The sequence below is a fragment of the Sphingomonas cannabina genome (genome assembly GCF_021391395.1).
Taxonomy (GTDB): Bacteria; Pseudomonadota; Alphaproteobacteria; order Sphingomonadales; family Sphingomonadaceae; genus Sphingomonas; species Sphingomonas cannabina.
On the sequence record NZ_CP090059.1, the window covers coordinates 2384466 to 2409792 of the forward strand.

Annotated in this window: 29 protein-coding genes; 13 read left to right on the top strand and 16 right to left on the bottom strand. The window is 66.6% G+C overall.

From position 1 onward, the window contains the following. Window positions 1-149 precede the first annotated feature (149 nt). On the top strand, window positions 150-1976 hold the full coding sequence (gene aspS, locus LZK98_RS11235) for an aspartate--tRNA ligase (protein ID WP_233782411.1): 1827 nt from the start codon (window positions 150-152) through the stop codon (window positions 1974-1976). Window positions 1977-2093: 117 nt separating this feature from the next. On the opposite strand, the gene LZK98_RS11240 is transcribed toward aspS, so the two are convergent. The 5 genes from LZK98_RS11240 to LZK98_RS11260 form a co-directional block, all read right to left on the bottom strand. After that, window positions 2094-2318: a DUF4170 domain-containing protein gene (locus LZK98_RS11240; protein ID WP_233782413.1), complete on the bottom strand. Its 225-nt coding sequence runs from the start codon at window positions 2316-2318 to the stop codon at window positions 2094-2096. Between the two features lie 39 nt (window positions 2319-2357). Further along, window positions 2358-2726 (bottom strand): hypothetical protein, encoded by a 369-nt coding sequence (locus LZK98_RS11245; RefSeq protein ID WP_233782415.1) that lies wholly within the window; start codon window positions 2724-2726, stop codon window positions 2358-2360. Between the two features lie 68 nt (window positions 2727-2794). After that, complete coding sequence (locus LZK98_RS11250; protein ID WP_233782425.1) at window positions 2795-3061, bottom strand: hypothetical protein; 267 nt, start codon at window positions 3059-3061, stop codon at window positions 2795-2797. Continuing rightward, a complete protein-coding gene (locus LZK98_RS11255) occupies window positions 3058-3402 on the bottom strand; it encodes a phage holin family protein (RefSeq protein WP_233782427.1) in 345 nt (114 codons plus the stop codon). Before LZK98_RS11255 ends, LZK98_RS11250 begins: the two co-directional genes overlap by 4 nt. Before the next feature lie 21 nt (window positions 3403-3423). Further along, window positions 3424-3927: a hypothetical protein gene (locus LZK98_RS11260; protein WP_233782428.1), complete on the bottom strand. Its 504-nt coding sequence runs from the start codon at window positions 3925-3927 to the stop codon at window positions 3424-3426. 130 nt (window positions 3928-4057) lie between these two features. On the opposite strand from LZK98_RS11260, the gene eno reads away from it, so the two are divergent. The 4 genes from eno to LZK98_RS11280 all read left to right on the top strand — a co-directional run bounded on the left by eno (window position 4058) and on the right by LZK98_RS11280 (window position 8418). Further along, entirely contained in the window at window positions 4058-5335 is a 1278-nt protein-coding gene (eno, locus tag LZK98_RS11265) for a phosphopyruvate hydratase (protein WP_233782429.1), read from the top strand. 177 nt (window positions 5336-5512) lie between these two features. Then, window positions 5513-5854, top strand: coding sequence for an FtsB family cell division protein (locus LZK98_RS11270; RefSeq protein ID WP_233782430.1), 342 nt, complete (start codon window positions 5513-5515; stop codon window positions 5852-5854). 114 nt (window positions 5855-5968) lie between these two features. After that, window positions 5969-7021 (top strand): pyruvate dehydrogenase (acetyl-transferring) E1 component subunit alpha, encoded by a 1053-nt coding sequence (gene pdhA / locus LZK98_RS11275; protein WP_233782431.1) that lies wholly within the window; start codon window positions 5969-5971, stop codon window positions 7019-7021. Then, entirely contained in the window at window positions 7021-8418 is a 1398-nt protein-coding gene (locus LZK98_RS11280) for a pyruvate dehydrogenase complex E1 component subunit beta (RefSeq protein ID WP_233782432.1), read from the top strand. Before pdhA ends, LZK98_RS11280 begins: the two co-directional genes overlap by 1 nt. A 46-nt stretch (window positions 8419-8464) precedes the next feature. On the opposite strand, the gene LZK98_RS11285 is transcribed toward LZK98_RS11280, so the two are convergent. The 3 genes from LZK98_RS11285 to LZK98_RS11295 are packed head-to-tail and all read right to left on the bottom strand — an operon-like array spanning window position 8465 to window position 10913. Further along, window positions 8465-9805, bottom strand: a complete 1341-nt coding sequence (locus LZK98_RS11285) for a TadE/TadG family type IV pilus assembly protein (RefSeq protein WP_233782433.1) — start codon at window positions 9803-9805, stop codon at window positions 8465-8467. Next, window positions 9802-10323 (bottom strand): TadE/TadG family type IV pilus assembly protein, encoded by a 522-nt coding sequence (locus tag LZK98_RS11290; RefSeq protein ID WP_233782435.1) that lies wholly within the window; start codon window positions 10321-10323, stop codon window positions 9802-9804. Before LZK98_RS11290 ends, LZK98_RS11285 begins: the two co-directional genes overlap by 4 nt. Beyond that, window positions 10320-10913, bottom strand: a complete 594-nt coding sequence (locus tag LZK98_RS11295; RefSeq protein WP_233782436.1) for a TadE/TadG family type IV pilus assembly protein — start codon at window positions 10911-10913, stop codon at window positions 10320-10322. Before LZK98_RS11295 ends, LZK98_RS11290 begins: the two co-directional genes overlap by 4 nt. 41 nt (window positions 10914-10954) lie before the next feature. Between LZK98_RS11295 and LZK98_RS11300 the strand changes: the two genes are divergently transcribed. Both LZK98_RS11300 and LZK98_RS11305 read left to right on the top strand, forming a co-directional pair. Next, complete coding sequence (locus tag LZK98_RS11300) at window positions 10955-11602, top strand: squalene/phytoene synthase family protein (protein WP_233782437.1); 648 nt, start codon at window positions 10955-10957, stop codon at window positions 11600-11602. A gap of 51 nt (window positions 11603-11653) precedes the next feature. Next, window positions 11654-12118 carry an EF-hand domain-containing protein gene (locus tag LZK98_RS11305; RefSeq protein ID WP_233782438.1) on the top strand — a complete coding sequence of 155 codons (465 nt, stop codon included), beginning with the start codon at window positions 11654-11656 and terminating at the stop codon, window positions 12116-12118. Here the strand turns inward: LZK98_RS11305 and trmFO are convergent. Beyond that, window positions 12057-13424, bottom strand: a complete 1368-nt coding sequence (trmFO, locus tag LZK98_RS11310; RefSeq protein WP_233782439.1) for a methylenetetrahydrofolate--tRNA-(uracil(54)-C(5))-methyltransferase (FADH(2)-oxidizing) TrmFO — start codon at window positions 13422-13424, stop codon at window positions 12057-12059. The genes LZK98_RS11305 and trmFO overlap by 62 nt on opposite strands. Before the next feature lie 42 nt (window positions 13425-13466). Between trmFO and LZK98_RS11315 the strand changes: the two genes are divergently transcribed. Beyond that, window positions 13467-14117 (top strand): lysoplasmalogenase family protein, encoded by a 651-nt coding sequence (locus tag LZK98_RS11315; RefSeq protein ID WP_233782442.1) that lies wholly within the window; start codon window positions 13467-13469, stop codon window positions 14115-14117. On the opposite strand, the gene LZK98_RS11320 is transcribed toward LZK98_RS11315, so the two are convergent. The 3 genes from LZK98_RS11320 to LZK98_RS11330 form a co-directional block, all read right to left on the bottom strand. Next, window positions 14051-14497: a hypothetical protein gene (locus LZK98_RS11320; RefSeq protein ID WP_233782444.1), complete on the bottom strand. Its 447-nt coding sequence runs from the start codon at window positions 14495-14497 to the stop codon at window positions 14051-14053. The two genes, LZK98_RS11315 and LZK98_RS11320, sit on opposite strands and share 67 nt — an antisense overlap. Before the next feature lie 51 nt (window positions 14498-14548). Next, window positions 14549-14926: a hypothetical protein gene (locus LZK98_RS11325; protein ID WP_233782446.1), complete on the bottom strand. Its 378-nt coding sequence runs from the start codon at window positions 14924-14926 to the stop codon at window positions 14549-14551. 91 nt (window positions 14927-15017) lie between these two features. Then, complete coding sequence (locus LZK98_RS11330; protein ID WP_233782448.1) at window positions 15018-15560, bottom strand: GbsR/MarR family transcriptional regulator; 543 nt, start codon at window positions 15558-15560, stop codon at window positions 15018-15020. Between the two features lie 126 nt (window positions 15561-15686). Between LZK98_RS11330 and LZK98_RS11335 the strand changes: the two genes are divergently transcribed. Beyond that, on the top strand, window positions 15687-16091 hold the full coding sequence (locus LZK98_RS11335; protein ID WP_233782450.1) for a VOC family protein: 405 nt from the start codon (window positions 15687-15689) through the stop codon (window positions 16089-16091). Further along, complete coding sequence (locus tag LZK98_RS11340) at window positions 16066-16497, top strand: DUF488 domain-containing protein (protein WP_233782451.1); 432 nt, start codon at window positions 16066-16068, stop codon at window positions 16495-16497. The genes LZK98_RS11335 and LZK98_RS11340 overlap by 26 nt, the downstream gene beginning before the upstream one ends. On the opposite strand, the gene LZK98_RS11345 is transcribed toward LZK98_RS11340, so the two are convergent. The 3 genes from LZK98_RS11345 to gyrA are packed head-to-tail and all read right to left on the bottom strand — an operon-like array spanning window position 16494 to window position 20288. After that, entirely contained in the window at window positions 16494-17228 is a 735-nt protein-coding gene (locus LZK98_RS11345; protein WP_233782452.1) for an SGNH/GDSL hydrolase family protein, read from the bottom strand. The genes LZK98_RS11340 and LZK98_RS11345 overlap by 4 nt on opposite strands. Next, window positions 17194-17499 carry a DUF952 domain-containing protein gene (locus tag LZK98_RS11350; protein WP_233786568.1) on the bottom strand — a complete coding sequence of 102 codons (306 nt, stop codon included), beginning with the start codon at window positions 17497-17499 and terminating at the stop codon, window positions 17194-17196. Before LZK98_RS11350 ends, LZK98_RS11345 begins: the two co-directional genes overlap by 35 nt. A gap of 38 nt (window positions 17500-17537) precedes the next feature. After that, entirely contained in the window at window positions 17538-20288 is a 2751-nt protein-coding gene (gene gyrA / locus LZK98_RS11355; RefSeq protein ID WP_233782453.1) for a DNA gyrase subunit A, read from the bottom strand. Between the two features lie 229 nt (window positions 20289-20517). On the opposite strand from gyrA, the gene LZK98_RS11360 reads away from it, so the two are divergent. Further along, window positions 20518-21801 carry a hypothetical protein gene (locus LZK98_RS11360; protein WP_233782454.1) on the top strand — a complete coding sequence of 428 codons (1284 nt, stop codon included), beginning with the start codon at window positions 20518-20520 and terminating at the stop codon, window positions 21799-21801. A gap of 36 nt (window positions 21802-21837) precedes the next feature. On the opposite strand, the gene LZK98_RS11365 is transcribed toward LZK98_RS11360, so the two are convergent. Beyond that, a complete protein-coding gene (locus LZK98_RS11365; protein WP_233782455.1) occupies window positions 21838-22299 on the bottom strand; it encodes an Lrp/AsnC family transcriptional regulator in 462 nt (153 codons plus the stop codon). A gap of 244 nt (window positions 22300-22543) precedes the next feature. Between LZK98_RS11365 and LZK98_RS11370 the strand changes: the two genes are divergently transcribed. Both LZK98_RS11370 and LZK98_RS11375 read left to right on the top strand, forming a co-directional pair. Then, a complete protein-coding gene (locus tag LZK98_RS11370) occupies window positions 22544-24289 on the top strand; it encodes a sensor histidine kinase (RefSeq protein ID WP_233782456.1) in 1746 nt (581 codons plus the stop codon). Between the two features lie 2 nt (window positions 24290-24291). Then, complete coding sequence (locus LZK98_RS11375; protein ID WP_233782457.1) at window positions 24292-25308, top strand: polysaccharide deacetylase family protein; 1017 nt, start codon at window positions 24292-24294, stop codon at window positions 25306-25308. Window positions 25309-25327 lie beyond the last annotated feature (19 nt).

Sequence of the window (25327 nt, forward strand, 5' to 3'; positions counted from 1 at the left end):
TTGACAAAGAGGGGAGGGACGGGAAAGCGCGGGCGCCTGTTTCGCCCTCCGTCCGTCATCCCGGCGATAGCCGGGATCTCGTGCCGCAAGGGTGCCGTCAAACAACTGGGAGATCCCGGCCTGTGCCGGGATGACGATAGAGAGAAGCCATGCACGCCTACCGCACGCACACCTGCGGCGAACTCCGCGAGAGCCATGTGGGACAGGAGGTCCGCCTTTCGGGCTGGGTCCACAAGAAGCGCGATCACGGCGATCTCGTCTTCGTCGACCTGCGAGATCATTACGGCATCACGCAGATCGTCACCGAGGTGGATGGTCCCGCGTTCCAAGTGATCGAATCGCTCAGGAGCGAATCGGTGGTGACGATCACCGGCAAGGTGACCGCGCGGGCGCCTGAGGTGGTGAATCCGAACCTGCCGACCGGAACGGTCGAGGTGCGGGCGGCCGAGGCGGTCGTTCAGTCATTCGCCCATGAGCTGCCGATGCCGGTGGCGGGCGATCAGGAGTATCCCGAGGATATCCGCCTCCGCTATCGCTTCCTTGACCTGCGCCGCGAGCGGCTGCACGCCAACATCATGCTGCGTTCGGCGGTGATCGCGTCGATCCGCCGCCGCATGATCGAGCAGGGCTTCACCGAGTTCCAGACGCCGATCCTGACCGCGTCGAGCCCCGAGGGCGCGCGCGACTATCTCGTTCCGAGCCGGGTCCATCCGGGCAAGTTCTACGCGCTCCCGCAGGCGCCGCAGATGTTCAAGCAGCTGCTGATGGTCGCGGGCTTCGACCGCTATTTCCAGATCGCGCCCTGCTTCCGCGACGAGGATGCCCGCGCCGACCGCAGCCCGGGCGAGTTCTACCAGCTCGACTTCGAGATGAGCTACGTGACGCAGGACGACGTGTTCGCCGCGATCGAACCGGTGCTGCACGGCGTGTTCGAGGAGTTCGCCGACTGGCAGGGCAGGGGCCGCACCGTCTCGCCGCTGCCGTTCCGGCGGATTCCGTACCGCGAATCGATGCTGAAGTACGGCAACGACAAGCCGGACCTCCGCAACCCGATCCTGATCACCGACGTCTCGGCGTTCTTCAAGGGCTCAGGCTTCAGCCGCTTCGCCTCGATGGTCGAGGCGGGCGACGTCGTTCGCGCCATCCCCGCGCCGAACACCGCGGAAAAGAGCCGCAAGTTCTTCGACGACATGAATGCCTGGGCGCAGTCCGAAGGCTTCCCCGGCCTCGGCTACGCCACGCAGAAGGACGGTGTGTTCGGCGGCCCGATCGCCAACAACCACGGCCAGGAAGGCATGAAGGCGATCGCCGAGGCGCTCGGGCTCGGTCCCAACGACGGCATCTTCTTCGCTGCCGGCAAGGAAGCGCAGGCCGCCAAGCTCGCCGGCCTCGCCCGCACGCGCGTCGGCGAGCAACTCGAACTGATCGACCAGAGCCGCTTCGAGTTCTGCTGGATCGTCGACTTCCCGATGTTCGAATATGACGAGGACGCGAAGAAGGTCGACTTCAGCCACAACCCCTTCTCGATGCCGCAGGGCGAGCTGGAGGCGCTGGAGACCAAGGACCCGCTCGATATCCTGGCGTACCAGTACGACATCGTCTGCAACGGCGTGGAGCTGTCGTCGGGCGCGATCCGGAACCACCGGCCGGAGATCATGTACAAGGCGTTCGAGATCGCCGGCTACACCCGCGAGGACGTCGACACCAACTTCGCGGGCATGATCAACGCGTTCAAATACGGCGCGCCGCCGCACGGCGGATCGGCGCCGGGCATCGATCGCATCGTCATGCTGCTTGCCGACGAGCCCAACATCCGCGAGGTCATCGTCTTCCCGATGACCCAGAAGGCCGAGGATTTGATGATGGGCGCGCCGAGCTTCGTCACTGCGAAGCAGCTGCGCGAACTCAACATCCGCGTGGTCGAACAGCCGGGCGCGAAGGCGGCGACCACGGCAGAGCTGGTGCGGCCGGAGTAGCCTCTGATCATTCGTGATGCCGGATTTGTTCCGGCATCCACGGGGCCGCAGGCGGTATCGCTTGGGGAGAAGTGGACCCCGGCACAAGGCCGGGGTGACGTGGTGGAGGAGGCGGGGTCAGCCTTCCTTCGGCAGCTCCGGCTCCAGCAGCCGGTGCAGGTGCACCAGCACGTATTTCATCTCGGCGTCGTCCACCGTGCGTTGTGCAGCGGCGCGCCAGGCTTTCTCGGCGCTGGCATAGTCGGGGAAGATGCCGACGACATCGATCGCATTGAGATCGGCGAACTCGAGCGTCTGCGGATCCTTGACCCGCCCGCCGAAGACGAGGTGAAGCTTGCTCATGGCGGGCTCCTTAGCGAGCCGTGCCCGCCATGCAACCGCTCAGACGTTTTCCTTGCGTCCGCGCGCCGCGCCCACGGCGCTCTCCAGCACCTTGCGGATGCCTTCCTTGGCGGCGTCGCGGCTCGCCGTCGCGGTGTCGAGCTGCTCCTTGCCGGTCTCGCGCGCCGCGGCGACGGCGGCCTTGGCGCCCTCGGCGATGCGTTTACCGACAGGCCGCAGCGCCTCCTTCTCGCGCGTGCCGCGCGGGATCAGCGCGCCGATGACGAGGCCGATCGCCAGCCCGCCGGCGACCGCCGCGACCGGATTCGCCTCGATCGCCTCGACCGCTCCGCGCGCGCTGTCGCTGAGGCGTGATGTCGCCGAACGGCGGGTGGAACCGGCTTTGGTCTCGGTCGTCGTCTTGGCCATCGTCAGGTCCTTCGTTGCGGGCTCGCGCCCATGCTCGATCTCAACTCGTGTCCGCGCCGGCGGTTGCATCACCTGCGGCGGCGCGACAGCCAGCGTGCCACCGGCCGCCGCAATACCACCAGCCCCAGCGCGCCCGCTGCGGCGAGGAAGGTCATCGGGCGCTTCCCGGCGAGCTCGGTCGCGCGGTCGGCCAGGCCATTCATCATCTCGTCCGCCAACGCGCCGGGCGAGAGCCGCGTCTTCAGCTCGTCGGCCCGGCCGAGCAGCCGCTCGCGTGCTTCCGTCCGCTTCGCCTCGGCGAGCAAAAGGCGCGGGGAGGGCTTCGCCTCCTTCACGAATCCGGCTCCAGCAGCGCGGTGAGCCGCGTCCAGGCGAGCCAGCCGAGAACGCCGGCGAGCCCCAGCGTCACCACGCCGACAATCGCCGTCGCGGCCAGCGCACCGATCTCCGGCGCCAGCATCATCACCGCGCCCACCGCGATCGCGATCAGTGCGGTGAAGGCGAACAGCATCGCGAAGGAACCGAGCAGGGCGATGTCGCGCACCTCCTTGGCCTTCGCCAAGGCGAGCTCCCGGAAATAACCGAGCTCGGCCGCCGCATAGGCCTTGGCATCCTCCGTGAGCTCGGCGAACACCGTGCCGATCGGCTCGTTTCCGCCGCGCTCCTCCTCGTCCATGCCGGTGCCCCCGTTCGCAGGTCAGGCCTTGTCGCGGCCGGCGTCGAGGCTGGCCTGGAGCACGCGCGCGACGACGAAGCCGAGCGCGGCGGCCGTGCCGATCGCGACGCCGGGCGACTTGCGCACAAACGCACTGATATCGTCGAAGATGTCGTCGACGTCGCGCTCGCGCACCTGCTCGGAGAATTTGGAGACGGCGCCGGACGCCTGCCGCGCATAGCCGCCGAACTGCTCGCCCAGCTTCTCGTCGACGTCGCCGGCCGCCTTGTCGAGCAGCTTGGCAAACTCGTCGAGCGCGTCGGTGGCGCGCGCCTTGCCCTCGCCGGCGAGGGTCTTGAGCTTCTCGCCCGCCTGGCCGCTGATCTTGCCCGCCTCGTCGCGAATCGCCTGGGTAGCTCCGCGCTTAGTGCCCTTGGCGCGGTCGGCCGCGTCGATCCGCGCCTGCACCGCGGGATCGGCCTCGAACTCGATGTCACGCTCGCCGTTGCCGCCGGGAGTACCCTTGGCGCCGGTGTCTTCAGCCATGGTTTCGGACCCTTTCGTCGTTTCAGAGCGAGAACAAGCAGTGCCGCGAGCCGGTTCCATTGCTGCGGGCGGGAAGAGCCGATAGAGGCGCCCGCACGCACCACAGCCGTCCATGTAGGGAGCTCGTTACGTGACCGCAATCATCGACATCCATGCCCGCGCCATCCTCGACAGCCGCGGCAATCCTACCGTCGAGGTCGACGTGATGCTGGAGGACGGCAGCTTCGGCCGCGCCGCGGTTCCCTCGGGCGCCTCGACCGGCGCGCACGAGGCGGTCGAGCTGCGCGACGGCGACAAGGCGCGCTGGCTGGGCAAGGGGGTCGACAAGGCGGTCGCCGCGGTCAACGGCGAGATCGCGGAGGAAGTGCTGGGCCTCGAGGCCGAGGACCAGGCCGAGCTCGACCAGGCGATGATCGAACTGGACGGTACGGAGAACAAGGGCCGTCTCGGCGCCAACGCGATCCTGGGCGTCAGCCTCGCCGCCGCCAAGGCCGCCGCGGACGCGCGCGGGCTGCCGCTCTATCGCTACATCGGCGGGGTCAATGCGCATGTGCTGCCGGTGCCGATGATGAACATCATCAACGGCGGCGAGCATGCCGACAACCCGATCGATTTCCAGGAGTTCATGATCGTCCCCGTCGGCGCCGACAGCATCGTCGAGGCGGTACGTTGCGGGTCAGAGATTTTCCACACGCTCAAGAAGAAGCTCCACGACAAGGGGCTCGCGACCGGCGTCGGCGACGAGGGCGGCTTCGCGCCGAACATCGCCTCGACCAGCGAGGCGCTCGACTTCATCGTCGCCAGCATCGAGGCGGCCGGCTACACCCCCGGCGGCGACGTGATGCTCGCGCTCGACTGCGCGGCGACCGAGTTCTTCAAGGACGGCGCCTATCACATCTCGGGTGAGGGCAAGGTGCTGTCGCCGGCGGAGATGGCTGGCTACCTCTCCGACCTTACCGCCCGCTATCCGATCTTCTCGATCGAGGACGGCATGGCCGAGGACGATTTCGAGGGGTGGAAGGCACTCACCGACGCGATCGGCGGCAAGACCCAACTCGTCGGCGACGACCTGTTCGTGACCAATCCGAAGCGTCTCGCCGACGGTATTCAGCGCGGCCTCGCCAACTCGCTGCTGGTCAAAGTCAACCAGATCGGTACTCTGACGGAGACGCTGGAGGCGGTGAGCCTGGCGCAGCGCTCGTCCTACACCGCGGTGATGTCGCACCGTTCGGGCGAGACCGAGGACGCCACGATCGCCGACCTCGCCGTCGCCACCAACTGCGGGCAAATCAAGACCGGCTCCCTGGCCCGCTCGGACCGGCTCGCCAAGTACAACCAGCTCATCCGCATCGAGGAGGAGCTGGGCGACGTCGCCCGTTATGCGGGCCGCAGCGTGATTCGCGCCTAAACCTAAGTCCTCTCCTTCACGGGAGGGGTCGGGGGTGGGGCAGTGCGGCAGGTGTGGCGCTCGTGGATAGGCCCCACCCCAACCCCTCCCCTGAAGGGGAAGGGCTTAAGTGTGAATCCCCGCACGACTCCCGCCGGAAATGCTTGATTCGGCACGTTGATTAGGTGAGAATTAACCATGCCCGTTGCCGTTCGTCATCGCCCGCGCACCAAATCGCCGGTCAACGCCCTGCTCAGGCGGGCGGGGCTGCCGGCGGCGGCGCTGATCGTGATGGGGCTGTTCGCCTATTATGCGGTGCTCGGCCCCAACGGCGTCTTGTCCTATCCGGAATATTCTCGTCAGCTCGAGAAGCGGCAGCAGGAATATGCCGCGCTCGACAAGCAGCGCGCCGAGCTCAAGAATCGCGTCCGACAGCTCGATCCCAAGCGAGCCAACCCCGACATGGTCGACGAGATGGTGCGCAAGGAGCTCAACGTCGTCCATCCGGACGAGATCATCATCCCGCTCGACAAGAAGTAACGAAAGTAACGATCGCGGGCGCGCAACATTCGTAGCCCGCAACCGTTGCAGGAGGCGCGCGAACGCGCCTATACGCCCGCCATCCTCCCCAACCGGAAACGAGGTTTCCCGACCGTGGCCAAAGCCCCTGCGCGCAAATCCGCCGCTCCCTCCTCTCCGCCGATTCCCAATCGCGAGCGTCCCGCCGAGCCGAAGCGATATGAAGCTTCCAAGGAGGAAATGCTCAAGTTCTACAAGGACATGCTCCTTATCCGCCGCTTCGAGGAGAAGGCGGGCCAGCTCTACGGCCTCGGCCTGATCGGCGGCTTCTGCCACCTCTACATCGGCCAGGAAGCGGTCGCGGTCGGCCTGCAGTCGGGACTCAGCGATAAGGATTCGGTGATCACCGGCTATCGCGACCACGGCCATATGCTGCTGTGCGGGATCCCGCCCAAGGACGTGATGGCCGAGCTCACCGGCCGCGCCGCCGGCATCTCGAAGGGCAAGGGCGGCTCGATGCACATGTTCAGCGTCGAGCATAAGTTCTACGGCGGCCACGGCATCGTCGGCGCGCAGGTGCCGCTCGGCACCGGGCTCGCCTTCAGCCACAAGTACAATGAGGACGGCGGCGTCTGCCTCGCCTATTTCGGCGACGGCGCGGCCAACCAGGGCCAGGTCTACGAGGCTTTCAACATGGCCGAGCTGTGGAAGCTCCCGGTCATCTACGTGATCGAGAACAACCAGTACGCCATGGGTACCTCGGTCAACCGCTCGTCGGCGGAGGACCAGCTCTATCGCCGCGGCGAGAGCTTCCGCATCCCCGGCATCCAGGTCGACGGCATGGACGTGCTCGCCTGCCGCGGCGCGATCGAGGAGGCGCTCCAGTGGGTGCGCGCCGGCAAGGGGCCGCTGATCCTGGAGATGAAGACCTACCGCTATCGCGGCCACTCGATGTCGGATCCGGCCAAGTACCGCAGCCGCGAGGAGGTCCAGTCGGTCCGCGACAAGTCCGATCCGATCGAGCATGCCAAGCGCGAGCTCGAGACGATGGGCGTCAGCGAGGACGAGCTCAAGAAGGTCGAACAGGATATTCGCAAGGTGATCAACGAAGCGGCCGATTTCGCCGAAAGCACGCCCGAGCCGGAGCCCGCCGAGCTCTACACCGACGTCCTGGTGGAGAGCTACTGATGGCGATCGAGCTCAAGATGCCGGCGCTCTCCCCGACGATGGAGGAGGGCACCATCGCCAAATGGCTGGTGAAGGAAGGCGACACGGTGAAGTCGGGCGACATTCTCGCCGAGATCGAGACCGACAAGGCGACGATGGAGTTCGAGGCGGTCGACGAAGGCACCGTCGCCAAGATTCTCGTGCCTGAGGGCACCGATGGGGTGAAGGTCGGCACCGTGATCGCGACGATCGCGGGCGAGGGCGAGGATGCCTCTGCGACCCCCGCGCCGACTCCGGCTCCGGCCGAGAAGGCAGCGCCGGTGCCGGCGCCCGAGGGCGGCGAGCAGAAGCCGGTCGAGACCGGCGCCCGCGCCATGTTCGAGGCGGCGAAGCGCGACGCGGCCAGCGACCCCGAGGTCCCCGAGGGCACCGAGATGGTCAAGCAGACCATCCGCGAGGCTCTGCGCGACGCCATGGCCGAAGAGATGCGTGCGGATCCGCGCGTGTTCGTGATGGGCGAGGAGGTCGCCGAGTATCAGGGCGCCTACAAGGTCACCCAGGGGCTGCTCGACGAGTTCGGGCCGAAGCGCGTGATCGACACGCCGATCACCGAGTACGGCTTCGCCGGCCTCGGCACCGGCGCGGCGATGGGCGGGTTGAAGCCGATCGTCGAGTTCATGACCTTCAACTTCGCGATGCAGGCGATCGACCACATCGTGAACTCGGCGGCCAAGACCAACTACATGTCCGGCGGCCAGATGCGCTGCCCGATCGTGTTCCGCGGCCCCAATGGCGCCGCCAGCCGCGTCGCCGCGCAGCACTCGCAGAACTACGGGCCCTGGTACGCCAGCGTCCCCGGCCTGATCGTGATCGCGCCCTATGACGCGGCGGACGCCAAGGGCCTGCTGCGCGCCGCGATCCAGACCGACGACCCCGTCGTGTTCCTCGAGAACGAGCTGCTCTACGGCCGCACCTTCGAGGTGCCGAAGCTCGACGACTGGGTGCTGCCGATCGGCAAGGCGCGCATCATGCGGCCGGGCAAGGACGTCACCATCGTCAGCTACTCGATCGGGGTGGGCGTGAGCCTGGAAGCCGCCGAGATGCTGGAGAAGGAAGGCATCGAGGCCGAGGTGGTCGACCTCAGGACGCTGCGCCCGCTCGACAAGGCGACGGTGCTGAAGTCGCTCGCCAAGACCAACCGCCTGGTGGTGGTCGAGGAGGGCTGGCCGACCTGCTCGATCTCGTCGGAGATCATGGCGATCGCGATGGAGGAGGGCTTCGATGACCTTGACGCCCCGGTGCTGCGCGTCACCAACGAGGACGTGCCGCTGCCCTATGCCGCCAACCTCGAGAAGCTGGCGCTGATCACCGCCGACAAGGTGGTCGCGGCGGTGAAGAAGGTGACGTACAAAGGCTGACGCGGATCAAGGCCCGCGCTGTTGAGCGGCGCGGGCCTCCTTACGGCTACTGGGTGAGATGCGCGGTCGCGACCGCCTTCTGGAACAGCGCAGCGAGCGCAGCCGAGATGTCGCTGTCGGTGGTGACTTCGTAATAGAGCCCTGGCGAGGCACAGGCGATAAGCGGAGGACTGATTTTATCGACCGGCTTCAGGAGCGGGTCACGAACATTAGTGACCGACCACGGATCCTTGTCGAGGGCACCCGGCAGATACTCGGTATAGAGCACCGCGATCCGGATGCCCCGCGCCTTCACCGAATCGCACAGCTCCGTCGGTAGCGGCCCAATCTTGCGATTGTTGACGTTGCCGTTGAACGCTTCATCACGCATTCCGTCCGTGATCAGGAACAGGATTGCTTGAGGCGTGTCACCCTGCACGTTGGTGCCATCGCCGGGCGAGAGCGGCATGGTAGACAGCGCCCCATTGAACGCGTTCGTAAAGCTCGTGTTTGTGTCGTTGTCATTCTGGCCACAAATTCGTTCGCTCTGCTTGCAATAGGACGGAACGACTGCGTCAGATGCATGCGCCTTGATGCTGTCCAGGTCCGAAACGACGTAGCTTCCGGCGATCGGAGTGGTCGGATAGACTCGCTGGTACTGATCAAAGAAGCTTGAGATACCCATCCGGTACTTTGCGCCGTTTTCGGCGGCAGTGCTCTTAGCAACTGCAGTCACGTCACTCACCGCTTTGTTCACCAGGTCGGTACGAAGCGTAATATTGTTCGCTCGCGCGATAGCATAATTGTCATTAGTGGCGCCAGTAATGTGACAAGCGAAGGCGCAACTCTTAGGCGCTTTGCTCGTCATCAGATTGTAACCGGCAGTCGTCGCCGGCAGCAGCATTGATTGCGATACGTCCAGCAACAGGTAGAAGTCGATGTTCGGCGCCTGTGATGAATTGGCGCTCGACGTGCCGCCGATCGGGGTCGTCGCCATCTTGAGCAGCCCACCGAAGGCGTTCTGCGACTGCGCGGTATAGGACACCACCGCGGTGCGGGTATTGCTGGCGCCGACCGTGCCGGTGATCGTCACTGTGACGTTGGCCGGATCATAGGTCAGCCCCGGTAAACCCGAGACCTGCGAGGTGAAGAAGGATTTGGCGATGACCTTGATGTCCTCGTTGGTCTTTTCCATCATCGGCTTGCTGACGGCCATCAGCGCGGCGGCGTCGGCGGCGGCGTTCATCTTGGTCTGGAGCCTGGCGGCGCGCGAATAGTCCACGACCATGCCCGTCGACAGGGCCAGCGGGATCGTCGCGAAGCCCATGATCATCAGCACGTTGCCGCGGCGATCGGACAGCAGCCGCCGCCACAGCGCGGCGATCGCGGAGAAGCGCGTGCGGGTCATGATGTTCTCATCTTCACGAGATTGGAGGCGCGCGGCCCCATGATGATCTGGTCGTGCATGTTGATCGTGCCGATCAGGTTCGCCGCCACGATCGGGTCGTAGCGGTAGTCGACGGCGGCGACGATCACATAGGTGTCCGGCTGCTTGACCTCGGCGGGCAGCTCAAACGCGGCGCCCTTCGTCAGGCCGATGATGTTCTTGCCCTGGCTCCAGTCGACCGTGGCGACGAGCTTGTCGTCGATGTGGATCTGGGAGACGGTGATCTTGCTGGCCGCGGCGCTGTAGGGTGTCAGCACCTGGGCGCTGGCGTTGAGGATCGTGTTGACGTCGCTCTGGCTCACCGAGGTGAACTGGCTGGTGAGGTCGGCCACGGTCTTGGTCGTGGTGGTCACCTTGCGATAGGCGGACACGGCATCGCTGAACTGATAGGCACCGACGAGCAGCAGGATGAGAAACGGCAGCGCGAGCGCGAATTCGGTCAACGCGACGCCGCGGCGATCTTTGGCGAGCCGGATCATTGGACGTAAGGCTCCGTCTTGAACACGGAGACCGCGACCAGCAGCCGCTTTCCGTTTGCGGTGTTTGCCAGGTTGAAGCCCAGCGGCGCGGTGACCTCCGGCCAGAGGTACATGATCTTGACCACGTTGATCGTGCCCGGTCCGCCCGGCTTGAACTCCCAGCTGTTCTTGACCGTCCCGTCGGGATTGTAGGCGATCGTCGGTGACGATGTGTCGACGCTGTCGAAAGTGAGCGCCTGCCGCACGTCGATCATCAGCTTCCCGCATTCCATGAAGGACGGGAGCTTGGCGCAGACATTGGTCTTGAATTGCGCCGCAGTCTGGTTGCTGCGCTGCACCTCGCCGGTGACCATCTGGCGAACCGTCTTTTCCGCCGTGGTTTCCAGCGTCTGCTGGGCGAAGAAGGTGAGGCTGATCTGCAGTGTGGCGACGATCAGCGCGGCAAAGGGGGCGGCGACCAGCGCGAACTCGATCGTACCCGCGCCGCGGCGGTCGTGCGCAATCGTGTCGGCCGCGCGACCCATGCGCAGCCTTTGCCGGAAGGTAATCGCCTGCTGCCCCGGTTTGCCCATCGCACGGCGATATCGCATGGGCTTGCTTAAGAAATTCCCAAGGAGGCCGGAGACGGCGAATGACGCAGGAAACGGTCACCTCTCAGGACGAAGCGGAGCGGCGGCTTGCCTTGGCCTATGCCCCTCCGAACCAACGAGCAGCGATGGCGGCGCTGTTCACGCTCGACGACGCGCTCGCATCGGTGCTGAGGACCACCCGTGAGCCAATGGTAGGGCAGATGCGGCTGACCTGGTGGCATGATGCGCTGACCAACCTCGACGGCGCGCCCCCGCCGGCCGAGCCGGTGTTGCAAGGGCTCGCGCGCGATGTGCTGCCGCTGGGTGTGACCGGCGGGACGCTTGCGGCGATGGTCGAGGGGTGGGAGGAACTGCTGGAAGCCGATCCACTATCCGACACGGCGTTGGAGGCTTTCGCCCGGCTGCGGGGCGGCACGTTGTTTGTCGCAGGCGGCGCGGGGGCGGACGATCCGCTCCAGGCCGCCGGAACGGGTTGGGCGCTTGTCGACCTTGCCCGCCATGCGCGTGACGTCGAGCTCGCCCAGCGCGCTGGAACGCTCGCCGCCCCCTATTTCGAAAAGGCGCTTGCGGCGCGTTGGAACCGCGCGAACCGTGGCTGGGGGGCGCTGGCGCACCTCGCGCGTTTGCATGACGCCGCACCACCGCGGCGAGTGGGCCGCGCGCTTTGGCATCGCATGACTGGCTTGTAACTCCCAACTTCGATAGCCTTGCCCTATTGGTCCTTCGAGGGGGAGAGGGCGATGCTCAGATATCTGGCAGGCGTGGTCTCGGCGTTGTTGCTGGTGGGGGCGGGAGTATTCCTGTTCCGGTCGAATGCCAGCCCGGAGGCGCCGCCGGTCCCGCGAGCGCTGGTCGCCAGCACGGCCGCACAGGATGATTCCGCCGATGACGTCGAACTGCCCGCCGCCTCCGCCAAGACGCGCGAGGAGAAGCGGTTCGCGCGTTACGACAAGGACAGGAACGGCCAGGTCGCGCGCGAGGAATATCTCGCATCGCGGCGCAAGGCCTTCGCCAAGCTCGACCGCGACGGCGACGGCCGGCTCTCGTTCGACGAATGGGCGGCGAAGACCACCGACAAGTTCGCCAAGGCGGACAAGGACGGATCGGGGGCACTTACGCCCGCCGAGTTCGCGTCCACCGCCGTCAAGCGTTCGCCGCAGCGGCGCGTGCCCTGTCCGCCTCAATCGCGGGACGAAGCGGATTGAGCCACTCCGCCAGCGCCGCACGGGCACGATCGGTATAGAGCCGCTTGCGATCGGCCTTCCGTGCGCGACCTTCGATCGGCGGGAACAGGCCGAAATTGACGTTCATCGGCTGATAGGTCTCGGCCACCGCCGCCCCGGTGATGTGGCTGAGCAACGCGCCGAGCGCGGTCTCGGGCGGCGGCGGAGCGAGTGGTCGGCCGAGTATCTCCGCGGCGGCGAAGCGTCCCGCCAGCAAGCCGATCGCGGCGCTCTCGACATAGCCCTCGCATCCGGTGATCTGCCCGGCGAAGCGGATATGCGGGCGCGCCTTGAGCCTGAGGGTCGGATCGAGCAGCTCGGGCGAGCGGATGAAGGTATTGCGATGCAGGCCGCCCAGCCGGGCGAACTCGGCATTCTCCAGGCCTGGAATGGTACGGAACACGCGCACCTGCTCGGCATGGCGCAGCTTGGTCTGGAAGCCGACCATGTTCCACAGCGTACCCGATGCGTTGTCCTGCCGGAGCTGGACCACGGCATAGGGCCAGCGGCCGGTGCGCGGATCGTCGAGCCCGACGCCCTTCATCGGGCCGTAGCGCAGCGTGTCGACACCGCGCTCGGCCATCACCTCGATCGGCATGCAGCCTTCGAAATAGGGCACGCCCTCCCATTCGCGGAACTCGGTCTTCTCGGCGGCGAGCAGCGCGGCGTGGAAGGCGAGGTACTCGTCCTTGGTCAGCGGGCAGTTGATGTAGTCGGTCCCGTCCCCCTTGTTCCAGCGCGATTGAAACCAGGCGAGGCCCATGTCGATCGAATCGCGGTGCACGATCGGCGCAATCGCGTCGAAGAAGGCGAGGGCATCGCTGCCGGTCGCGCCGGCGATGCTCTCCGCGAGCGCGGGATCGGTAAGCGGCCCGGTGGCGACGATGGTCGGGCCCGTATCAGGCAGGCGCTCGACCTTCTCGCGGACAACCTCGATATTGGGATGTGCCGCGAGCGCCGCAGTGACGCCCTCCGAAAAGCCGTCGCGATCGACTGCGAGCGCCGATCCGGCGGGGACGCGGTGCCGGTCGCCCTCGGCCATGATCAGCGAGCCCAGCGTCCGCATCTCCTGATGCAGCAGGCCGACCGCATTGTTCTCGGCATCATCGGAACGGAAGCTATTTGAGCAGACCAGTTCGGCCAGACCCGCGCCTTGATGGGCCGGCGTCATTCCGCCGCCGCCGCGCATCTCGCTGAGGCGTACCCGCACGCCCGCCTGAGCGAGCTGCCACGCCGCTTCCGACCCAGCGAGGCCGCCGCCGATGATATGGACCTGATGCTCGAACACGTTACCTGATACGTTGTGGAGAGGAAGCCGGACACCATAGGCATGAGCATCGGCGCAGGACAGACCCGATTCCGCTGGATCTTCGCCGCTGCGCTGGTGGCGGGAGCGAGCTATTTCGCGGTGACCCGGACCGGCGTCGACGGCGCGGCGCTGATCGCCTGGAAAGGCGCCGGTGTCGGGCTGCTCGCGCTATGGGCGGCGCTCAACGCGCGGAGCCGCGACGGCTGGCTGATCGCGGCGGTGCTGGCGCTGGGCGCGCTCGGCGACGTGCTGCTGGCGGCGGCGGGGCTTACGGTAGGAGCGCTGGCATTCCTAGCCGGGCATGTCGTCGCCGCCATGCTCTATTTCCGCAACCGGGCGCGCTCGTGGTGGATGATGCTGCCCGCGGTGGTGCTGGTGCCTCTGGTTGCGGTCGTGATCGCACCTACGCCCGATGCCGGAATCGCGCTCTACGCGACCGGGCTCGGCGCGATGGCGGGTGCTGCGCTGATCGGCCGTTTCCCGCGCATCGTCGGCATCGGGGCGATGCTGTTTGTCCTCTCCGACTGGCTGATCTTCGCGGAGACGGGGGCGCTCGCCGGATCACCGCTGCCGGGGCTGCTCATCTGGCCGCTCTATTTCGCGGGTCAGGCGATGATTACTGGTGGCCTGATCGGCTTCCTCGCAGGCGAGGGTGCCCATACTAGCCAGTGACGGCAGATCAATGCCGAGATCGCGCCGGTCATGGCGAGGGCGAGTTTGAAAGGTTCCTCGTCCGGGCCGAGCGATACGAACGGGGTCCAGCCGCCAGCCGTGGCGGCTCCCGCGAGCGCCCACATGATGGGCAGCTGGAATGCAGGGTTGCGGTCCCCGAGCCATCCCATGGCCATCGCACCGACAGTGACCGGGATGGCAGCAATGATCGCTCCGATCACGATGGCCGGCAGAAGGATCATCAAAGCGAATGTCAGCTCGGAAGTGATTGCGATCGGTCCGGGTGACAGGGCCAACACCGCCACACCCACGCTGGCAACGAACACCGGACCTGCCGCGATGGTGGCGATGGCGCATCCCGTGAAGTTTCGGAAAGCCATGATCGAGCTCCTTGATATGGAAGGGCGGGCAACGGTGCCCGCCCGACCAGTTCACGCGACCGCTTCGGCTTTCCCGCTTTCGGCGAGCCAGCCGTTCACCTTGCGTCCAAACTGGGCGATCGCGCCCATGTTGAAGAAGTGCATCGCGCCGAGCACCACCACCGCGAGTCCGACCTTGCTGCTCAGGAAGCGGATCGCGTCGGTGATTGTCGCCGGCTCCTTGCCGAGGCTCAGCGTCAGGGTGATGAAGCCGATGTTGATCAGATAGAAGCCGACCACCAGCAAATGATTGGTCGACCGCGCCAGTTCAATGTTCTGCCCGAAGCACTGGATCAGGAAGACGATGCCGTTGCGGCTCAGCGTATGCGCGACCCAGATGGTGATGGCGATGGTGATCGCGAGGTACAGGGCATAGACGGTCTCGACCATGGAAGGTCTCCTTCATGGTATTTCGTATCTTCTGTAATTTCTGAAATTTTAAGGTAAACGTCAGGGCGGGTAGGGCATGGCCGATCTCCCCTCAGACGGCTTTCCGGCCGGGAATGAATCGCGCCACCTTGCCGCCGAGCTTCATCAGCGCGACGAGGGTGGGCTTGGGCAGCACGCGCACTTGATCGTACCAGGTGCTGAGCGTGCTCGTGAACTCGTGCATCCGCGTGATCCGCTCGCGCAGCACCGGCGGGGCATTCGCGTCGGCCTTGAGCCGCTCGGCGAGCGCGGCGAGATGGGCGATGGTGGGATCGATCTCACGCCGCTTGCGCTCGGCGACGATGCGGGTCAGCATCTCCCACAGGTCGGTCTCGGCGACGAAATGGTCGCGGCGGTCGCCTTCGACATGGACGCGCCGGATGATGCCATAGCCCTGCAGTTCCTTGAGCGCGGTCGAGACGTTGGATCGGGCGAGCGTCAGTCCTTCGACCAAGGCATCGGCGGTGAGCGGGCGGTCGGCGAGATAGAGCATCGCATGGACCTGGCTCACCGAGCGGTTGACGCCCCAATGCGTGCCCATCTCCCCCCAATGGAGGATGAAAGCGCGGGCATCGGGGTGATCGAGCAGGGTCATATCGTCTCTTTCTGTAAAAACAGAAATAACCGAAGGCGAGTCTGTCGTCAACCTCGTTCGTGGGCGCGATCCGGTGTAACCTTCTTCGGCCCGGCGCGTTGGGCGCGGAGAGAGGAGGGACCGGTCATGCTCGATCACATCGGCCTTGCCGTCAGCGACATCGAGCGCTCGCGTGCCTTCTACGAGGCGGCTCTGGCCCCGCTCGGGATCCGGACGATCCGTACGGAGACCAACACGCTCGGCAACAATGCCGTGCTGATGGGCGACGACGAGATATTCTTCGTGATCGCCGACGGGGAGACGGTCAGCGATGCCCTGCACGTCGCCTTCCGGGCCGAGACGATCGAGGAAGTCGATAATTTTCACAAGGCCGCGCTCGCCGCTGGCGGACGCGATAATGGTGCGCCCGGCATCCGTCCGCAGTATGAAGGTCGCTACTATGCCGCCTTTGCTCTCGACCCCGACGGAATGAACATCGAGGCGGTATGCCATCTGGAGCAGACCGGTGACGATCTACACCATCGGCTATGAAGGGGCGACCTTCGACGAGGTCGTCGCTGCGTTGGAGCGGGCAGGGGTCGAGCAGGTGATCGACATCCGCGCGCTGCCGCTGTCGCGCCGGCCCGGCTTCTCCAAATCGACGCTCGCCGCCGGCTTGGCCGAACACGGCATCGGCTATGTTCATCTGAAGGCACTCGGCACGCCCAAGCCGGGCCGCGACGCCGCGAAGAAGGGCGACCGTGCGACGCTGGAGGCGGTCTACGCTGGCCAGCTCGAACTGCCCGAGGCGCAGGCGGAGGCGGCGCGGATGCGCGCGCTGGCGGCGGAGAAACCTTCCGCCTTGCTCTGCTTCGAGCGTGATCCGGCGGTGTGCCACCGCACCCTGCTCCTCGCCGCGGAGGGACGGGGGATGGAGGTCGTCGATCTGTTCGCCTAGCGCTTCAGCGCCTTGGCGATCGCGGCCTCGGCGATGGGACGCATGATGGCATAGCCGTCAGCATTGGGATGGACCCCGTCCGCGGCCAGGCCCGGCTTCATCGATCCGTCCGGAGCGGCCATCGCCGAATGATAATCGGCATAGACGAGGCCGTTGGCGCGGGCATAGCTGCGCAGCCAGCGGTTGAGCGCGATGATCCGCTGCGCTGGCTGGATGCCCGGCCGCCAGCGGAACGCGCCGGCCGGAAGCACCGAGCCGATCACGACGCGAATGCCGGCCGCGCGCGCCTGCCGCACCATCTTGCGGATCTCGCGTTCGGTGTCGGCCTGGGTCATCGGTCCGGTGTTGCCGGCGATATCGTTGGTGCCGGCCATGATATGGACGACCGCCGGCTTGAGCGCGACCACGTCCTGGGCGAAGCGCAGGCTCATCTGCGGCGTGGTCTGGCCGCTGATGCCGCGGTCGACCCGGTCCGACCTGAAGAAACCGGGATCGGTCCTGATCCAGCCTTCGGTGATCGAATCGCCCATGAAAACGATGCGGACCTTGGTCCTGGCGGCAGACAGTGCCTGGTTGTCCGCACGATAGCGGCAGAGCCAGCCGAAGTCGGCCTCACGCGACCATTTGCCGTCGGCCGGGCAGGTCGCCGCCGCCGTCTGCGCAGGCGCGGCGGCCTGGAGGGAAAGCAGCGCGGCGCTAGCCGGTAACAGGAAGGCGAACCGAACCGTCATCGTCACGCTCCAGCGGAGAGTAGGCGATCACCGCGTCGAGCGGCAAAGACCCATAGAGATGCGGGAAGAGCTGACCGCCGCGCGATTCCTCCCAGCGGATCGCGTCGCCCAGTGCCTCGAGGTCGACCGCGACGACGTGGAGGTGCTCCTGTCCCGCGAAATGCTTGTCGACGGTCTCGGTGAGCTGCCCGGAGGTCGAAAGGTGGATATATCCGTCGGCGAGATCGACCGGCGCGCCGGCAAAGCTGCCGTCATGCTCCAGTGCCGCCATCTGCTCGGCGGTCAGGACCTTGTAGGCGGTCGTTGCCTTCACTCGCCGTCCTCCGGACCTGCCGCCAGGTCCTCGCCCGGTTCGGCATCGGGTGTCGGTGCCCCAACGCTCGGACCGTCGCCGAGGTTCGCTTCGGCGGCCTCCTCGCTCTCCTCGATGCGCGCGGCGGAGACGACATGCTCGTCGTCGGCGACGTTGAACAGCCGCACGCCCGCCGAGCCCCTGCCGATGACGCGGAGATCGCCGAGCGGGATGCGGATCAGCTTGGCCTGGTCGGTGACCAGCATGAGCTGCTGCGCCTTGGTCGCCGGAAAGCTAGCGACGACGGGGCCGTTGCGGGCGATGTTGTCGATGTTGGTGATGCCCTGGCCGCCGCGGCCGGTGCGGCGATACTCATAGGCGGAGGACAGCTTGCCATAGCCGTTGGCGCAGATGGTCAGGATGAACTGCTCGTGCGCGCGCAGATGCTCGAACCGGTCGAGCGGCATGCTGGGCTCGCCGTCGCGTTCCGCCTTCCACGGCGCGTAGCGGAGATAGTCCTCGCGCTCCTCCGAGGTCGCGCCCGAACGATGGAGGATCGACAGCGAGATCACCTCGTCGCCATCCTTCAGCGTCATGCCGCGAACGCCGGTCGAGTTGCGGCTCTGGAACTCGCGCACGTCGCTGCCGGGGAAGCGGATCGCCTTGCCCTGGCGCGTCGCCAGCAGGACGTCGTCGTTCTCGTCGAGCAGCGCGACGCCGATCAGTCGGTCGTCCTCATCCTCGCCCTCGAACTTCATCGCGATCTTACCGTTCGACGGCACGTTGGTGAACGCGTCCATCGAGTTGCGGCGCACCGAGCCCCTGGCGGTCGCGAACATGACGTGGAGCTTGCCCCACTCGTTCTCGTCCTCGGGCAGCGGCAGCACGGTCGAGATCGTCTCGCCATTGGCGAGCGGCAGCAGGTTGATCATCGGCCGCCCGCGCGTGTTGGCGCCGCCTTCCGGCAGGCGCCACACCTTCATGCGATAGACGCGGCCGAGCGTGGAGAAGAACAGCACCGGCGTGTGCGTGGAGGTCACGAACAGCTCGGTGACGACGTCCTCGTCCTTGGTCGCCATGCCGGCGCGGCCCTTGCCGCCGCGGTTCTGGGCGCGGAAGGTGTCGAGCGGGGTGCGCTTGATATAGCCTTCCATGGTCACGGTGACGACCATGTCCTCGCGCTCGATCAGGTCCTCGTCCTCGATGCCGTCGGCGGCGGCGGCGATCTCGGTCCGGCGCGGCGTGGCGAACTGGTCGCGCACCTCGATCAGCTCGGCGCGCATGATCTCGTAGAGCTTGGCGCGGTTGGCGAGGATCTCGAGGAATTCGGCGATCGAGCTGGCCAGCTCCGCCAGCTCGTCGCCGATCTCGTCGCGGCCGAGCGCGGTCAGGCGGTGGAGGCGCAGGTCGAGGATCGCGCGGACCTGGAGCTCGGACAGGCGGTAGCTGTCGCCTTCCACCTCGGCCTCGACCGCCTCGACCAGGCGGATATAGGGCGCGATCTCGGCGACCGGCCATTCGCGGGCGAGCAGGGTCTCACGCGCCGTCGCCGGATTCGGCGATCCGCGGATGATGCGCACCACCTCGTCGAGGTTGGTGACCGCGATGACGAGGCCGAGCAACAGGTGAGCGCGCTCGCGGGCCTTGGCGAGCTCGAACTTCGAGCGGCGGGTGATCACCTCCTCGCGGAAGCGGACGAACGCCTCGATGATGTCGCGCAGGTTGAGCAGCTCGGGCCGGCCGCCGCGGATCGCGAGCATGTTGGCCGGGAAGCTGCCCTGCGCCGGCGTGTGGCGCCACAGCTGGTTCAGCACCACCTCGGGCGTCGCGTCGCGGCGCAGGTCGATGACGATGCGCACGCCCTCGCGGTTCGATTCGTCCCGGATGTCGCTGACGCCTTCGACGCGCTTGTCCTTGGCAGCCTCGGCGATCTTCTCGACCAGCGCGTTCTTGCCCTGCTGGTAGGGGATTTCGGTGAGCACGATCGAGCGGCGGTCGCCGCGCTGCTCGAAGCTGTGGCGCGAGCGCACGATGATCGAGCCGCGCCCGCCCTCATAGGCCGCGCGGCAGCCCGAACGGCCGAGGATCAGCGCGCCGGTCGGGAAGTCCGGTCCCGGTACGATCTCCATCAGTTCTTCGGTCGTGATCGCGCCGTTGTCCATGTACGCAAGGCACGCGTCGATCACCTCGCCCAGATTGTGCGGCGGGATGTTGGTCGCCATGCCGACCGCGATGCCGCCGGCGCCGTTGACGAGGAGATTGGGGAAGCGCGCAGGGAGGACCGAAGGCTCGCGTTCCGACCCGTCGTAATTGGGGACGAAGTCGACCGTGTCCTTTTCGATGTCCTCGAGCAGCGAACCCGCGACCTTGGCCAGACGCGCTTCGGTGTAACGCTCGGCCGCGGGCGGATCAGGGTCCATCGACCCGAAATTGCCCTGGCCGTCGATCAGCGGCACCCGCATCGCCCAGTCCTGGGCGAGACGCGCGAGCGCGTCGTAGATCGCCTGGTTGCCGTGCGGGTGGTACTTACCCATCGTGTCGCCGGTGATGCGGGCGCACTTGCGATAGGAACGGTTCCAGACGTAGCCGCTTTCCTGGCACGACCACAGGATGCGGCGGTGGACCGGCTTCAGCCCGTCGCGCACGTCGGGCAGCGCGCGCGCGACGATCACGGACATGGCATAGTCGAGATAGCTCGACTTCATCTCGTCGACGATCGAGATGGGGGTAATGTCGGAGGGGTCGGCGAGCAGCGTCTCGTCGGTCAAGTTCTGATGCTTTCAGGAATGTTGCAATGTCGTGTCGGCTCTAGCGGCCCGCGAAGGCGCCAGCAACCCCCGCGCGCGTATGTACGCGCGTGCGCGCGAGGAACCGAATCCGTTCAAAAGCGGTTCAGCGCGCGCGGGGCAAGTCCGGTCGGTCAAATGCTTGAACGGCGCGGGGGCCTTGCCTAGAGCGGGACGATTTTTCCCGACAGAGGCCCGCAGAGGAGACCTGATGATGAAGCTGATTTCGCACGCCGCGCTGGTTGCGGTCCTTGCCGCCGGCGTGACGGTGACGGCGGTGGCCACGCCCGCCGTCGCGCAGAAGAAGAAGGACAAGGACGCCGGCGCGCCGCAGCTCAATCTGTCCGAGGCGATCCGTAAGCCGGTGTCCGAGGCGCAGGCTGCGATCGCCGCCAAGGATAATACGACTGCGATGGCCAAGATCGCGGAGGCCGAGGCCATCGCCAAGACCGACGACGACCGCTATGTCGTCAATGCGCTCAAACTGCCGATCGTCGCGCAGGGGCAGGACCAGAACGCGTTGCTGCCGGTGCTCGACGCGCTGATCAGCAACCCCAAGACGCCGCAGACCGATCTACCGCGCTACAACTACTTCCGCGGCGCGATCCCCTTCCAGAACAAGAAGTACGCCGATGCGCTGCCGTACCTCACCAAGGCGCGCGACCTCGGCTATCAGGACCAGAACCTCGCGCTGCAGGTCGCGCAATCGATGATCGAGACCGGCAACGTCCAGGGCGGCGTTGCCGAGATCGACAAGGCGATCAAGGCCGAGGAGGCCGCCGGCCGCAAGGCGCCGCAGGATTGGTACAATTATGCGATCGCCAAGCTCTTCGCCTCTGGCCAGAAGGCAGAGACCGCGGCTTGGCTGCAGCGTTCGGTCAAGGCCTATCCGACTGCGGAGAACTGGCGGAAGGTGATCCTGGTCTATCGCGACGGACGTGAGGCCAAGGGCGGTCAGCCGCTCGACCGCAACCAGCGGCTCGACCTGTTCCGCCTGATGCGCGCGACCAAGGCGCTCGCCGACCAGAGCGACTATCTGGAATATGCCAACCTCGCCTATCAGGCGGGTCTACCCTATGAGACCAAGGCAGTGCTCGACGAAGGCAAGGCGACCGGCAAGATCCCGGCCACCAACGCCACAGCCACTCAGCTCCTCCGGGACTCGCAGGCCGCGATTAAGTCGGATGCTCCGCTCGCCACGATCGAGAAGCAGGCGAGCACCAGCGGCAAGGCCGCGATGGGCGCCGGCGACGTCAACCTGGCATTGGGCAATTATGCCAAGGCGGCGGAGTTCTACAGGCTCGCGCTGTCGAAGGGCGGCGTCGACACGTCGGAAGCCAACCTTCGCCTGGGCCAGGCGCTGACGCAAGCGGGCGACAAGGCCGGCGCGCGCACCGCGTTCCAGGGTGTGACAACGGCGCCGCGCAGCGAGATCGCCGGTTTCTGGACCAACTGGATGGATATGTCGCCGACCGCCACGGCGACCGGCGCCTGATCGCTGACGGGGCGGCCGGCGCGGCCGCCCCGTGATTTACAGCACCGGGATTCCCGGCTGAGCCTTCGAGGTGCGAATCGTCAGCGACGTCTTTACGTGGCTGACGTTGGGCGCGGGCGTGAGCTGCGTCGTCAGCAGCTCCTGGAAGGCGCGAAGATCGGTGGCGACGATCTTCAGGATGAAGTCGATCTCGCCGTTCAGCATGTGGCATTCCCTGACTTCGGGAATCTGGGCGACATGCGCCTCGAACGCCGCGAGATCGGCCTCGGCCTGGCTCTTGAGGCTCACCATCGCGAAGACCGTGATGGTATAGCCCAGACTGGCGGGGTCCAGGGCGGCGTGATAGCCGCGGATCGCGCCCTCCTCCTCGAGTGCGCGGACGCGGCGGAGGCACGGCGGGGCGGTGAGGCCGACCCGTTCGGCGAGCTCCACATTGGTCATCCGCCCGTCCTCCTGGAGCAGCGACATGATCTGCCGGTCGATCCGGTCGAACGCCATTCGCGATTATCCCCCGATGATTGTTGCCGAATCGGCGCGACCAGCAATAAGAAAATTTCACGCGAACGCAATTGTTCGACTCTGACGATACACAACTTAACGTCTGCGACTTGTCGAAGATTGCCGAACGGCCAGTCTGTGCCACATTGCGACGTCCCAAAATGCGCCGTTTCGACCTCCCCCGCCGCTCGTTAAGGATTCGTGACGACGCACGCTTCACCAACCGGCGTGCGCAGGGGACCGAGTGCGCTTCGACGATACTCTCGACACGGTGCTGGCAGCAGGGCTTGATACGCCGACCGCGGCGCAGGCAGGATGGCGCCAGCTCGTCGACCTGGTCGCGCGGGGACGGATTGCGGCGGATGCGCGTGCTATGACGGCGTTGATGGAGTTGAAGGATCAAGTGCCGTTGACGGTGCGGGCGGCGAGCGCGCGAGCGACAGCCGGTGCCCGTCCGCCCGCAGCGCTGGTCCGCCTGCTAGCGCTCGACGAGATCGCGGTATCGGCGCCCGTGCTCCGTTTCGCGACTCTGCCCCCCGAGTCGTGGATCGCACTGCTGCCTGAACTGTCGCCGCAGGGGCGTGCGGTGCTGCGCCATCGCCGCGATCTCGATCCCAAGGTGGTGCGTGCACTGGAGAGCTTCGGACCGACCGATTTCGTGCTGCCGTCGGCGGGAACGCCGTCGGAATCGGCGTTCCGTTTTGAAACGCAAACCAAAGGGCCTGACGGGGACGGGCCGATCCTCGATATTCCCGGCGACGCGCCCGGCAGTGAATCCCGATCCGGGATCGATGCGCCGGAGACCGTTGCCCCTCCAGCATCCGACCCATTTCGTTCGGTCGGCGAGGTCGCGCAGGATCTGCCGGTCGTTGCGAAGGCACGGCAGCAGGAGCACGACGAGCCCGGCGAAACCTTCCGCATCGCCGACGTCGTCGCACGGATCGAAGCTTATCAGCGCGATCACGAAACCATCGTGCCCGCCGCCGAGCACGTCGCGCTCGCCGATCGCTTCGTGTTCGAAACCGACGAGACCGGTGCGATCCGCTGGGTCGAGGGTGTGGCGCGCGGGCCGCTCGTCGGGCTGTCGCTCGCCGTTCCGGCCTTGCCGCGAGCCGCAGGCGTCGATGGCGTGGCCGCAGGTGCATTTCGACGCCGCACGCGTTTCGTCGACGCGCATCTGCACGTTGGCGGCGAGACCGACGCATCGGGCGAGTGGCGCATCTCCGGCACGCCGTCCTTCGACGGGCGCACGGGCCGCTTCACCGGCTATCGCGGCGAAGCGCGCCGCCCCCGCACCGATCAACGGCCGGGCCGGGCGCCCCGGCCGGACGCGATGCGCCAGCTCGTCCACGAGCTGCGCACGCCGACCAATGCGATCGTCGGCTTTTCCGAGATGATCGAGCACGCCATGCTGGGCCCGGTCCCCGAGCCCTATCGGCACCATGCCGAGACGATCCGCTCGGATGCGCAGGATCTGCTCGCGGCGATCGACGACCTCGACACCGCGGCGCGCATCCAGTCGGGCGCGCTCGACCTCCGACCCGAGACGGTGGCGCTCGAACCGCTGCTGATCCAGATCATCGCCGACCTCGCCCCGCTCGCCCAGGTGCGCGCCGCCCGGATCGTGATCGACGGCAAGCCCGGCGAGGCGTTCGGTGACATCTATGCACTGCGGCGCCTGCTGGAGCGTCTGCTGGCGACGCTGCTCGGCGTCACCGAGCCCGGCGAGAGCGTGGTCGTTCGTGCCGAGGAGCCCGGCTTGCTGTCGATCTCGCGGCCGCGCGCGCTGGCGGTGTTCGAGGGCGATGCGCTGTTCTCGATCGACGACGAGGACAATCCGGCGTCGCTCCTCGGCAGCGGCTTTGCGCTGCGGCTGGTGCGCAATCTCGCCCGCCAGCTGGGTGGTGGACTAGTGGTCGAGGGTGATGCCTTGACTCTGCGCCTGCCTGCGGCAGGACGCCAGACGATGGAGCAGGTGCGGCAGAGCTGACGGTGGACGCGGGGGACACCCATCACCCGCCGCTGCCCGCGCTGGGCGATCGCGTCCGGTGGCCCGCCGATTTCGGGCAGCGTTTCACCATTTTCGTCGATACCGAGGAAGAATTCGACTGGAGCGCGCCGCTCGCCCGCGATGCGTGCTCGGTGCGTGCCACGGGGGCGATCCCGGCCGCAGCGCGACGTTTTTCGGAGACGGGGGCGGCATTGACCTTCCTCGTCGATCATCCGATCGTGACCGATCCGGCATCGATCGAACATCTACGGACTGCGCTCGCTGAAGGTGCCCATGCGGTGGGCACCCAGCTCCACCCCTGGGTCAATCCGCCGTTCGACGAGGCGATCAACCCGCGGAACAGCTTCGCCGGCAACCTGCCGCGAGCGCTGGAGGCGGCCAAGCTCGACCTGCTGACCGACGCGATCACGGACGCGTTCGGGCAACCCAAAGTCTATCGAGCCGGTCGCTACGGGATCGGTCCTGCGACACTCGCCCTGCTGGCGGAGCGGGGCTATCGTTTCGACAGCTCGATCCGTCCCGGCTATGACTATTCGGGCGAGGGCGGCCCTATTTTTCTCGATCACGGCAATCATGCCTTTCGTACGCCGGAAGGTGTGATCGAACTGCCGCTCACCACCGTCTATACCGGCCGGGCCCGCAGAGGCGGAGCGGCGCTATACCGCATCGCCGGAGTCGTCCCCAAGGGACGCGGCTTGCTCGCGCGAACCGGTCTGCTGGCGCGGGTGGCGTTGACGCCCGAAGGCATGCCGCTTTCGGACGCCCTCGAGGCCGTGCGGGTTGCGGCTGGGGAGGGGGTGACGCTGCTCAACTTCAGCTTTCACTCGCCGTCGCTGGAACCGGGGCACACGCCCTATGTCCGTGATGCGCAGGACCTGGCTGCGTTCTGGCGCTGGTGGGATGCGATGCTGACGCTGCTCGACCGACTGGGGATCGCCTCCGCCAGTCTCGACGAGATCGTTGCCGCGGCCGATGCGGCAGCGCTTGCGCGCGCCTGACGCGGCCCTTATCGCAGCG